The following is an 11,641-nucleotide window of genomic DNA, read 5'->3' on the forward strand; positions in this document are numbered from 1 at the left end:
CGAAACTTTTAAATGTTTTAGGAAATTTGTTAACTAAAATATAAAAGCACTTCTTAATTCTCATTGAGATTTAAGAAGTGCTTGTTTTTAAGATTAAGATTTATTGTTTAAAATATCCATAAGCATACAGCAAGAGCAATCATAAGGATTGTCATAATAGTTGTATTAAACTTTGCGTTTTTGCGGTCAAGAATATTGAATTTAATTATATAGCACACTTCAAGTATAGCTATAACACCTGAAAACATTATCTTTCTTGCAAGCATACTCTGTTCTTTCATTGTAAACATAAGAATAATTGCTGCAATACTGATAACAACTGAAATGCCAAGCATTACAAACATAAGAGCTTTTGCTGTTGATTTCTTATTCTTCAAGATCCTTCAGCTCCTCTTGTTCGTTTTTGTTAATCTTAATCTGACCGTCTTTTATAAGTTTGATTTCATCAACTTTATATGATTTAGGCGGTGAATCTGGATTTTTTTGCAACTGAACATTGAGAACCCCTTTGATAAGATTTTGGTCAACAACAGTACCTTTGCCGTCCGGTGTGGAAACATATGCACCGATTTTTGGTGTTTTCTTGAGAAGGTCAGAATATGCCTCTTGTTCATATTTCAGGCAGCACATAAGTCTGCCGCAAGTACCCGATATTTTTACAGGATTGAGCGACATTCCCTGTTCCTTTGCCATTTTAATAGAAACAGGTTGAAAGTCGGAAAGAAAACCTTTACAGCAAAATTCTCTGCCGCATATGCCAAGTCCGCCGAGCATTTTGGATTCATCTCTTACACCGATTTGTCGAAGTTCTATTCTTGTGCGGAAAATTCCCGCAAGGTCTTTTACAAGCTCTCTGAAATCAACTCTGCCATCAGCTGTAAAGTAGAAAAGAATTTTATTGTTATCAAAGGTGTATTCAACTGTGACGAGCTTCATTTTAAGATTATGTTCAATGATTTTTTTTAAGCATATACTGTATGCTTTTTCTTCTTTTTTACGGTTTTCCTCAAGGCGAGCTATATCTTCGGCTGTTGCAGGACGAATTATTTTTTTGAGTGGACGGTTTAAGCCGTCGTCACTTATTTCTCTGTTTCCAAAGGTAACAGTTCCACATTCTATTCCACGGGATGTTTCTACAACAACATAGTCGCCTGCATTTAATATTGATTCGTCAGGGTCAAAGTAATAAACTTTCCCCGCTCCTTTGAATTTTACTCCTATAATTATTGCCATATTTCCTCCATAGCTTTATAATCTCATTTCAGAGCAGAACCACGCTCCGAAAAGATTCATATTTATATTTCGTTCGATTCGATATCTTGCCTCGGAAACTTTATCCATAAGCTCAAAAAGTCTTTTGCGTGTCAGCCTTTCTGCGAGAGGTTTTGCAGCGACGCTGTTCGAACTTGCACCTGCAGTTATTTTGATAGCTTCTGCAAGAATTTCATATAGCTTGGATAAAACTCTGTCTGCAAAAGCTCTGTCTGATGAAAGTTTAGCTGAACATTTAAGAAGTTCAAATTTCTTTGGTAAAAGAATAGATTGTGCAATCTGTTCAGCAATAAGTTGTTCCTCTGTACCGCTACCGTTTGTTAAAAGCTCAATGGATTTTCCGATATTGCCACCACATTTTATTACTGCGTTTATGATATCGCTTTTATCAGCATTAGGCAAATGCTCCTGAATTACCTCAATAGCTTCGTTTTCATCGGCAGGATATAGCGACAATATTCTTGCACGAGAACGTATTGTTTCAAGCAAAGAAGTTGCGGATTTACAAGTTAAAACAAAAGTAACATTTTGTGGTGGTTCTTCAAAAACCTTTAAGAATGCGTTCTGAGCCTGTATAAGCATTTTGTCGCAGTTGAGTATCAGATAAACCTTTCTCTCAGCTTCGTTTGGAACTATGTAAGCATCCGAACGAATTTCTCTTATAGATGCAACATTTATTAAACGAGAATCCTCTTTAGCGTCAACAATTTTAATATCAGGATGTGTAAGAGATTTTGCTTTAATGCAATTTTTACATATGCCACAAGGTCTTACTTTATCTGATGAACAGACACAATATTCTGCAATAATTTTTGCAAGAGTTTTTTTGCCGGTACCTTCATCGCCCTCAATTATAATAGCGTGGGGGAGAGAATTTGCGTTCATAGCGGTATTTAATTCATCTTTGACGAGTTTATTAGAGGCAAAATTTTCAAATCTTTCCATAATACACCTTATTTCTGATTACACCGCAGTTATTACGGCATTATCCATAAAAATTATACTACAAAAATACTGTTTAGGCAAGAGAGGAAAAATTTTTAATTGTCAACTATAATTCTAAATAAGGTTGACAATTAAAAAGAAATTAGCTATAATATGTTTATGAAAAAATTGGAGGAATAAAAATGGATAACATTAAGGACACAAAGAAAAATAATGGGAAAGTAAATTCCCGAAAAAGTATACTTGATATAATATATATTGCGCTTTTTGCGGCTATTATATCTGTATGTTCGCTTATTTCAATTCCTATAGGAGCGATTCCTGTAACTCTCCAGATACTTGGCATATGTCTTGCGGCAGGATTTTTAGGATTGGCAAAGGGTACAATCAGCGTAGTAATTTATATTCTGCTTGGTCTTATCGGAATACCTGTTTTTGCCGGCGGAACATCAGGTTTTGCAAAGTTGGCTTCTCCGACAGGCGGATATATCGTGGGATTTATCTTTACAGCTATTATCATCGGCTTTGCAGTAAAACTATTTGGAAGAAAACTCTGGGTTCTTATTGTTGCAATGATTATCGGTGTACTTGTATGTTATGCTTTCGGAACAGCGTGGTTTATTATTCTTTATAATAATTCCGGCAAGAGTATGGACCTTGCAAAAGCACTTTCACTTTGCGTACTTCCTTATTTGCCTTTTGATGCAGTTAAGATTGCTGTTTCGGCCGTACTTGTCAACAGACTTCATAAATTTATTAAGGTATAATGACTATTTGATATTCAGGGGCGAACGATGTTCGCCCTTTTTTAATATATAAATAACTTGTAGGAAAAAACTGCGTTCGACTGCTTGTCACTACAAAGTTTTTAAAAAGGCTTGAGCGAAACTTTTTTAACTTATGAGTTTTTCGATAATCTAAAAAGAATTAAAGATGTTTTTCTATTTTTATTTTAAATTTAAGGATTATTTAATAATTAATTCCTTATAATGAAATTACGATAAAAATTATTATAAATTCAGGAGGTAATTATTATGACAGAAAAGGTTTTTACATTTACAATAGGTGAAAAGAAAGACTTTGATATTAAAATCTCATTCCCGTGTGAGACTGTTGTTACTGCGAATAATACTAATCAAGCAGAAATTACTATTACTTCTGAGAAGGTTGTTAATCTTGAAGACTGTATAAAGTTAAAAACAAATGATACATCATCTCGCTTTGATATGAAAATTAAAGCAAATGATTTAGATGAAGGTATGAAGGTTATACTTTCTTTGCCAAGTGAGTTCGTTAATAAAGTTGAACTTAATGGAACTATGAATAAACTTTCTATACTTGATATTAAAGCGGATAATATTGAGGCCAGCGGAAAAATTTCCGTACTTAAAATAAAAAATGCAAATTCTCACATAGAAATTAATAGTAATAATGATATGAAGATAGCTTGTTCTGATACAGTTGGAAAGCTGGATGTTAACCAAATTTCAGCGAATTCTGAACTTGCTGTTTCGGCTGATACAAAATTCAAGGTGGAAAATAAGGGCAGAAAAACACAGATTTTTGTAAATGACAAGCTTGAACAAACTGATGATTGCAAGCTTGAAATTGAGCTTAACGGTATGAAAAGTAATTTGAAAATTGTTAATTTAGATTAAATAATGAGGTTTATTTCAGAGCTTCGGTGGGTAAAATAAGAGAGTTATGTAAAATTTTGCGGTAACTTATTAAAACTGGATTGACATAATTTAGGATTTGTTATAAAATAAAATCAATAAGTTTGCCGCAATTAATCCTTTTGCGGGGACAATGAAATTGAAAGGGTGCAATATAATGAACTACTTAAACAAAAAGACAGTTGAAGATATTGATGTAAAGGGCAAGAAAGTTCTTGTTCGTTGTGACTTCAACGTACCATTTGATGCAGAGGGAAATATCTCTGACCCAAAGCGTATTAACGAAGCTCTTAAGACAATTAAGTATCTTATTGATCATCAGGCTAAGGTTATCCTTTGTTCACACCTCGGTCGTCCAAAGGGCGAATTCAATATGAAGTATTCTCTTGCTCCTGTTGCTGAGTACCTTTCAAAGGCTCTTGGTCAGGAAGTTAAGATGGCAAAAGATGTTATCGGCGAAAGTGCAAAGAGCATCGCTGCTTCTCTTAAAGACGGCGAAGTAGAACTTATCGAGAATGTTCGTTTCCATAAGGAAGAGGAAAAGAACGACCCTGCATTCGCTAAGGAGCTTGCTTCTCTTGCAGAAATCTATGTAAACGATGCTTTCGGTACAGCTCACAGAGCACATGCTTCAACAGCTGGTGTTGCTGATTATCTCCCGGCAGTTTGCGGTTACCTCATTCAGAAGGAAATCACAATTATGGGCGGAGCTCTTGCTAATCCTAAGAGACCTTTCGTTGCTATTCTCGGCGGTGCTAAGGTTTCTGATAAGATTGGTGTTATCACAAACCTCCTCGATAAGGTTGATACTCTCATCATCGGCGGCGGTATGGCTTACACATTTATGAACGCTCTTGGCTATTCTATCGGTACTTCTATCTGCGAGTCTGATAAGATTGAGCTTGCTAAGGATATTATGGCTAAGGCTAAGGAAAAGGGCGTAAACTTCCTCATTCCTCAGGACAATGTTGTTGCAACAGAGTACAAGGCTGATGCTGAGTTTAAGCCGGTTGATTCTGACAACATTCCTGATGGCTGGATGGGTCTTGACATCGGTGAAAAGACAGCTAAGCTCTTTGCTGACGCTATCAAGAATGCAGGCACAGTAGTATGGAACGGACCTATGGGCGTTTCCGAGTGGCCTAACTTTGCTAAGGGTACAATCGCTGTTGCTAAGGCTGTTGCTGAATCTGATGCTATTTCAATCATCGGTGGCGGTGACTCTGCTGCTGCTGTTGAAAACCTCGGCTTTGCTGATAAGATGACACACATCTCAACAGGTGGCGGTGCATCTCTTGAGTTCCTCGAGGGTAAAGTTCTTCCAGGCATTGCTTGCCTCAATGATAAGGACTAATATATGCTTAAACGGAAGGGTAGGGCATTGCCCTGCCCTTTCCCTATGAAAACAGAAATTTTCTGTTAAAAATATTTAAATTAAAGGGGATAATCATAATGAATAAGGAATTAAGACAAGCTATTATCGCAGGAAACTGGAAAATGAATAAGACTCGTTCAGAGGCTAAGACTCTTATTGAAGACCTCAAGCCAATCGCTGAGAAGGCAACTTGCGGCGTAGTTATCTGCGTACCTTACACAAACCTTGAAACAGCAGTAGAGCTTACAAAGGGCACAAACATCAAGGTTGGTGCTGAGAATGTTCACTTCAAGAAGAGTGGTGCTTTCACAGGCGAAATTTCTGCTGATATGCTTACAGAAATGGGCGTAGAATATGTTATCATCGGTCACAGCGAAAGAAGACAGTATTTCGGCGAGACTGACCTCACAGTAAACAGAAGAGTTAAGGCAGCTCTTGCAGCAGGCCTTAAGGTTATTCTTTGCGTTGGCGAAATGCTTTCTGAGCGTGAAGATGGCATTACAGAAGATGTTGTTGAGCTTCAGACAGTAGCAGCATTCACAGGTGTTTCTGAAGAAGACGCTAAGAATGTTATCATTGCTTACGAGCCGGTATGGGCTATCGGCACAGGTAAGACTGCAACAGCTGAGCAGGCAAACGAGGTTTGCTCTTTCATTCGTGGTGTTGTTGCAAAGAGATACAACAAGTCAGTTGCAGACGGTATGACAATTCAGTACGGTGGTTCTATGAATCCAAAGAATGCAGCAGAGCTTCTTGCACAGCCGGATGTTGATGGTGGTCTTATCGGTGGTGCGTCACTCAAGGCAGCAGATTTCGGTGTTCTCCTCGAAGAAGCTTCAAAATAAGTAGGTGCCGACCGGCGTGCCTTCTGTGTCAAGACGCAGAATCGCTCGGCGGCGTGCCGCCGCAGTCAAGACGCGGAATCGCTCGACAAGTCTCGCTCGTGGTGAGTGAGAGAAGTTGATTGACGCAGATGAAGTAGCTACCGTAGCCGAACAGGCTTTGCTGTTCGGCTCTACCGATTAGCTAATGAACTTTTATAAGACACTTAAAAAGTTTTGCGCAAGCTTTTTCAAAAGCTTGAGGTTTCCAAAGGCAGAGCCTTTGGTGTGTGTTAAGGGCAAAGCCATTAATATCTCTTTCTCTTAAATTGCGAATGAAGTTCGCAATTCGGTAGTTCATTGGTAAAATCTTCGGCTGTAGTAATATTATTATCTTGCAAATGTCGAGGTTTTGCAGGCAAAACCTACTATGCGAATTGTCTTGTGCGGTCATGCACCGCAATAAATAAATTTGAAAGGAAGATTCCTTTGACAAAGTCAGAAGTTGCAAAGAAAATTTATGAGCTTTCTCACATTACAGGTGAGTTTAAGCTTCGTTCAGGTCAAATCTCAAACGAATATTTTGATAAGTATCTTTTTGAAGCTGTTCCTGAGGTTCTTTCAGAAATCGCTAAAATTATGGGCGGTCTTATCCCAGAAGGTACAGAACTTATTGCCGGTCTTGAAATGGGCGGTATTCCTGTTGTTACAGCTATTTCTTTACAGACAGGAATGCAGGCTGCATTCGTTCGTAAGAAGGCTAAGGAATACGGCACTTGCAAACTCGCAGAGGGCGCTGATGTAGAAGGTAAGCATGTTCTTATCATCGAAGATGTTGTTACAACTGGCGGTGCTATTATTGATGGCGTTCGTGAACTTCGCAAGAAGGGTGCTATCATTGATACTGTTCTTTGCGTAATTCAGAGAAGTGAAAAGGCAACAGATATTCTCGCAGAGCATGACCTCAAGCTTGTTCCTGCATTTACAATGGAATATATTAAGGCAGAGGCAGGCGTAGCTGAATAATTCAGTGTATTGGCAATCATGAAAGGAAGTTAAGCAATGAAAAAACCTGTAATTCTTATGATTCTTGACGGTTTCGGTATTGGTCTTGAAGCTGAAAAACGTGGAGATGCAATCAAAGCCGCAAAAAAACCAAACATTGATAAACTTTTTGCAGAAAATCCTGTTACAAAAATCGGTGCTTCAGGACTTGATGTAGGTCTTCCTGACGGACAGATGGGTAACAGTGAGGTTGGTCATACAAATATCGGTGCAGGCCGTATAGTTTATCAGGAGCTTACAAGAATCACAAAGTCTATTGAAGATGGAGAATTCTTTGAAAATGAGGCTCTCCTTAAGGCTGTTGATAATGCAGCTCAAGAGGGTAAGGCTCTCCATATTATGGGACTCCTCTCAAATGGTGGTGTTCATAGCCACAATACCCATATGTATGCTATTGTAGAGCTTGCTAAGAAGAAGGGCGTTAAGAATGTTTATGTTCATGCATTTCTTGACGGTCGTGATGTTCCACCTACAAGTGGTAAGGACTTCGTAGAAGAGTGTGCAAACAAACTCAAGGAAATCGGTCTTGGCAAGATTGCAACAGTTATGGGCCGTTACTATGCAATGGATAGAGATAACCGTTGGGATAGAGTTGAAAAGGCTTATTCTGCAATGGTTTATGGTGAGGGCAACAAGGCTTGCTGTGCTGTTAAGGCTGTTGAAGATAGCTATGCAAACGATGTAACAGACGAATTTGTCGTTCCAACAGTTTGCGAAGAAAATGCGACAGTTAAGCCCGGCGATTCTCTTGTATTCTTCAACTTCAGACCTGACAGAGCAAGAGAAATTACTCGTACTTTCGTTGACCCTAAGTTCAAGGGCTTTGAGAGAAAGAATGGCTTCTTCCCATTGACATATGTTTGCATGACACAGTATGATGCTTCTATGCCTAATGTTGAAGTTGCATTTAAGCCACAGTCACTCAAGAATACAATAGGTGAGTATATCTCAAATAAGGGTATGACACAGCTTAGAATTGCTGAAACAGAGAAGTATGCTCATGTAACATTCTTCTTCAATGGCGGAGTTGAGAAACCATATGAGGGTGAGGACAGAATCCTTGTTAAGTCACCTGCTGTTGCAACATATGACTTACAGCCTGAGATGAGTGCTTATGAGGTTACAGATAAGCTCGTAGCTGCTATCAAGACCGGTAAGTACGATATGATTATCCTTAACTATGCTAACTGCGATATGGTTGGTCACACAGGCGTATTTGAGGCTGCTGTTAAGGCTGTTGAGGCTGTTGACGAGTGCGTAGGTAAGGTCGTTGCAGCTATACGTGAGATGGACGGTGTTGCTCTTATCACTGCTGACCACGGTAATGCTGATAAGATGATTGATGCTGATGGTTCTCCATTCACAGCTCATACAACAAATCTTGTTCCTTTCTGCGTAGTTGGCTATCCTTGCGAACTCCGTGAGGGCGGTAGACTTGCAGACATTGCTCCTACAATGCTCAAGATTATGGGACTTCCACAGCCTGCTGAAATGACAGGTGAATCAATTATAAAATAAGCACTAAGCTTATTTTTAGCTTTTACCATATAAACAAAACCACCGTTCCGAACTCAATCGAAACGGTGGTTTTGCTGTATATAGGAATTTTAGTCGTTAGCAAATTTCTTGAATGCTGATACTTCGCTTTCAGGATTATCACAATTCATAAAATGCGACATCACACAAGCACCGGACGCACCCGTTTGTAAAACGGAGGAAAGTCTTTCAAGGCTTATTCCGCCTATGCCAAGAACAGGAATTTTAACGGCTTTTGAAATATCTGAAAGATATTCAAGACCACGAGGTTCAAGACCTTTCTTGCAATCTGTTGCAAAGATGTGTCCTGCAATAAGATATGATGCACCAAGCTTTTCAGCGGTTTCTGCTTCTGAAACGCTATGGACAGATACTCCGATTGTGGAAAAATCTTTTATATTTTCGTTGTTCTCAACGAAAAGTTTATAGGGTAAATGTATATCAGCATTAACTTTATGAGCAACCTCGATATTGCTATTGACAGAAAATGCAACGGAATATTTGTCGCAAATTTCTTTGCACTTTATAGCAAGTTCAAGTAAATCATCTTGGCTTAAATGCTTTTCACGAAGAATTATTCTGTATGGATTTGCAGAGGCTATTCGTTCTATTCGTGTGAGGAAATCCTCTTTGCACGATTTATTGTTTGTAATTACAAAAAGCATACTCATATTAAATAAGTCTTATGTAATCGTTGAATGATGGCTGTAAGCCATATTGATGAAGTGCGTCAACAACCTCATCAACACTTCTTGGGTCGGAAATCTCGAACTGTTCGTCGCCTTTTTCTTCTTCGGAGTGACCGCCGATACCAACGCTTACGCCTGCGGAAATCTTTGTTGCACAGATATTTACAGCATTATTTCGGAAGTCTGCTCTTTCACGAGTGGAAATTGTTATACTTGCAAAAGGCATAAGCAATCTATGAGCACACATAATCTGTAAGAGTTCCTTTTCGTGAACATCACGAGGATTAGTTTCTTCACCATTGATGTATGGGCGAAGTCTTGGAACAGAAACGGCAATTTCTGCATGAGGGTATTTTCTTTGAATGAGGGTTGCGTGTACGCCAGTGCAGAAAGCATCGTGTCTAAAATCATCAAGTCCGAGTAATGCACCGAAACCTACTCCACGCATACCGCCGAGAATAGCTCTTTCCTGAGCATTGATTCTATATGAGAATATACTTTTCTGACCTGCAAGGTGAACTTTTTTATAGGTTTCTTTATTGTAGGTTTCTTGGAAAACGGTAACAAAATCTGCACCCTTTTCGTGGAGATATTTATATTCATCAATTTCAACCGGATATACTTCAAGACCGATGAGTGAAAAATATTTCTTTGCAAGCTCAACAGCTTCACCGATGTATTCAATACCGGACATAGAACGGGATTCGCCTGTAAGAATGAGAATTTCTTTCAATCCTGTTGCAGCAATAGCTTGATATTCTCTTTCAATTTCTTCCATATTCAGCTTTGCACGGTGAATTTTATTCTTGCAGTTAAAGCCACAATAAACGCACTGATTTTCACAGTAGTTTGCAATATAAATTGGTGTGAAAAGAGCTATTGTGTTGCCAAACTGCTTCCTCGTACATAGCTGAGCTTTTTCAGCCATTTTCTCAAGAAATGGAAGTGCGGCAGGGGAGAGTAGGGCAGCATAATCGTAAAAATCAATTCTATCTTTATTTAGAGCGTTCTGTACATCTTTTGAGGTGAATGAATTGAAATCATACTTATCGTGAAATGCAAGAACCTGCTCCATAATACTTGTTTCATTAGGCATAATAAAAATCCTTCTTTTGTTTTAATAAATATTAGTCTGCGAGGAAACCTGTAAGTGGACTTGATGCTTCACCTGTAAATGGTAAAACTCTGCCGGGCTTTGAAAGATAAGCAAGTCTGCCGGCTTCAATAGCAAGCTTAAATGCCTTTGCCATTGTAGCAACATCACCGGCAGTAGCGACAGCTGTATTAGCCATAACAGCGTCTGCACCCATTTCCATAGCTTCGCAAGCCTGTGATGGTCTGCCGATTCCTGCGTCAACAATAATCGGAACATCAATTTCATCAACTAAAATCTTTATGAAATCTTTTGTAGCAAGTCCCTTGTTACTTCCGATAGGAGCACCTAAAGGCATAACGCTTGCTGCACCTGCATTGACTAAATCACGAGCAGCGTTGAGGTCTGGGAACATATATGGCATAACAATAAAGCCCTCTTTTGCAAGGATTTCTGTTGCCTTGATTGTTTCATAGTTATCAGGGAAGAGGTATTTTGAATCGTGGACAACTTCTACCTTGACAAAATCACCGCAGCCAAGCTCTCTTGAAAGTCTTGCTATACGAACAGCTTCTTCGGCAGTTCTTGCACCTGATGTATTTGGTAAAAGTGTGACGCCTTTTGGAATGTAATCAAGAATATTTTCTTCTCCGCCTTTGTTTGCTCGTCTTAATGCGAGTGTAACTATTTCAGCACCGCCGTGCTTGATGACTGCATTTACAAGCTCAAGTGAGAATTTGCCTGAACCAAGAATAAAACGGGAATTAAACTCGTGACCGCCGATAATCAACTTATCTTCCATAGTATAATACCTCCGAAAAATATAATAATAAAATTCAGCAAAAGGCAAAATAAAAGAACTCCCCGAAAGGAAGTTCTGCAAAAATACGCATAAAGCGATAACTACAAAACTCCCTCACCGCAATAACGGCGGCCAGGTTCAACGGGTAAGAGGCACTACCTCACTCTCAGAACAATTTGATTGACTCCCCGGTTCGTAAATTTATTTAACTTTTATGATTTAATTATAGGCTTGTTTTCAGAACTTGTCAACATATTTTTAATGTTGTTGATTTTTGGCTTTTTCTGCACTATAATAAAAATTAGTTTTTGTGCTTATGTTAATAGTAATAGTTGACAGACTTCCCCTAAGGCACTTAAAAGTTTTT

Annotated in this window: 12 protein-coding genes; 6 read left to right on the forward strand and 6 right to left on the reverse strand. The window is 38.7% G+C overall.

Features of this window, described 5'->3' with window-relative positions; all coding sequences use genetic code 11:
- Positions 1-107: 107 nt before the first annotated feature.
- Genes ACLU24_RS13715 through ACLU24_RS13725 form a run of 3 tightly spaced genes read right to left on the reverse strand, consistent with a single transcriptional unit; the run spans position 108 to position 2,217 of the window.
- Positions 108-377: a hypothetical protein gene (locus ACLU24_RS13715; protein WP_412613234.1), complete on the reverse strand. Its 270-nt coding sequence runs from the start codon at positions 375-377 to the stop codon at positions 108-110.
- Positions 367-1,233, reverse strand: coding sequence for a PSP1 domain-containing protein (locus ACLU24_RS13720; protein ID WP_412613235.1), 867 nt, complete (start codon positions 1,231-1,233; stop codon positions 367-369). The genes ACLU24_RS13715 and ACLU24_RS13720 overlap by 11 nt, the downstream gene beginning before the upstream one ends.
- Positions 1,234-1,248: 15 nt before the next feature.
- Positions 1,249-2,217, reverse strand: a complete 969-nt coding sequence (locus ACLU24_RS13725; protein WP_412613236.1) for a hypothetical protein — start codon at positions 2,215-2,217, stop codon at positions 1,249-1,251.
- A 182-nt stretch (positions 2,218-2,399) separates the two neighbouring features.
- Between ACLU24_RS13725 and ACLU24_RS13730 the strand changes: the two genes are divergently transcribed.
- The 6 genes from ACLU24_RS13730 (at position 2,400) to gpmI (ending at position 8,672) form a co-directional block, all read left to right on the forward strand.
- A complete protein-coding gene (locus tag ACLU24_RS13730; RefSeq protein WP_412613237.1) occupies positions 2,400-2,984 on the forward strand; it encodes a biotin transporter BioY in 585 nt (194 codons plus the stop codon).
- A gap of 267 nt (positions 2,985-3,251) precedes the next feature.
- Entirely contained in the window at positions 3,252-3,875 is a 624-nt protein-coding gene (locus ACLU24_RS13735; RefSeq protein WP_412613238.1) for a hypothetical protein, read from the forward strand.
- A 175-nt stretch (positions 3,876-4,050) separates the two neighbouring features.
- Complete coding sequence (locus tag ACLU24_RS13740) at positions 4,051-5,247, forward strand: phosphoglycerate kinase (RefSeq protein ID WP_412613239.1); 1,197 nt, start codon at positions 4,051-4,053, stop codon at positions 5,245-5,247.
- A gap of 98 nt (positions 5,248-5,345) precedes the next feature.
- The gene (tpiA, locus tag ACLU24_RS13745; protein ID WP_412613240.1) at positions 5,346-6,113 is read left to right on the forward strand and encodes a triose-phosphate isomerase; all 768 of its coding nucleotides are present in this window, start codon (positions 5,346-5,348) and stop codon (positions 6,111-6,113) included.
- 465 nt (positions 6,114-6,578) lie between these two features.
- Entirely contained in the window at positions 6,579-7,115 is a 537-nt protein-coding gene (gene pyrE, locus ACLU24_RS13750; protein WP_412613242.1) for an orotate phosphoribosyltransferase, read from the forward strand.
- A 36-nt stretch (positions 7,116-7,151) separates the two neighbouring features.
- Complete coding sequence (gene gpmI, locus ACLU24_RS13755; protein ID WP_412613243.1) at positions 7,152-8,672, forward strand: 2,3-bisphosphoglycerate-independent phosphoglycerate mutase; 1,521 nt, start codon at positions 7,152-7,154, stop codon at positions 8,670-8,672.
- An 89-nt stretch (positions 8,673-8,761) separates the two neighbouring features.
- Here the strand turns inward: gpmI and ACLU24_RS13760 are convergent, their stop codons facing one another.
- Genes ACLU24_RS13760 through ACLU24_RS13770 form a run of 3 tightly spaced genes read right to left on the reverse strand, consistent with a single transcriptional unit; the run spans position 8,762 to position 11,274 of the window.
- Positions 8,762-9,361 carry a thiamine phosphate synthase gene (locus tag ACLU24_RS13760; RefSeq protein WP_412613245.1) on the reverse strand — a complete coding sequence of 200 codons (600 nt, stop codon included), beginning with the start codon at positions 9,359-9,361 and terminating at the stop codon, positions 8,762-8,764.
- Between the two features lies 1 nt (position 9,362).
- Positions 9,363-10,475: a 2-iminoacetate synthase ThiH gene (gene thiH / locus ACLU24_RS13765; RefSeq protein WP_412613247.1), complete on the reverse strand. Its 1,113-nt coding sequence runs from the start codon at positions 10,473-10,475 to the stop codon at positions 9,363-9,365.
- Between the two features lie 31 nt (positions 10,476-10,506).
- Positions 10,507-11,274 carry a thiazole synthase gene (locus tag ACLU24_RS13770; protein ID WP_022264068.1) on the reverse strand — a complete coding sequence of 256 codons (768 nt, stop codon included), beginning with the start codon at positions 11,272-11,274 and terminating at the stop codon, positions 10,507-10,509.
- Positions 11,275-11,641: the final 367 nt, after the last annotated feature.

The sequence above is a fragment of the Pseudoruminococcus sp. genome (genome assembly GCF_047012705.1).
GTDB lineage: Bacteria > Bacillota > Clostridia > Oscillospirales > Acutalibacteraceae > Pseudoruminococcus.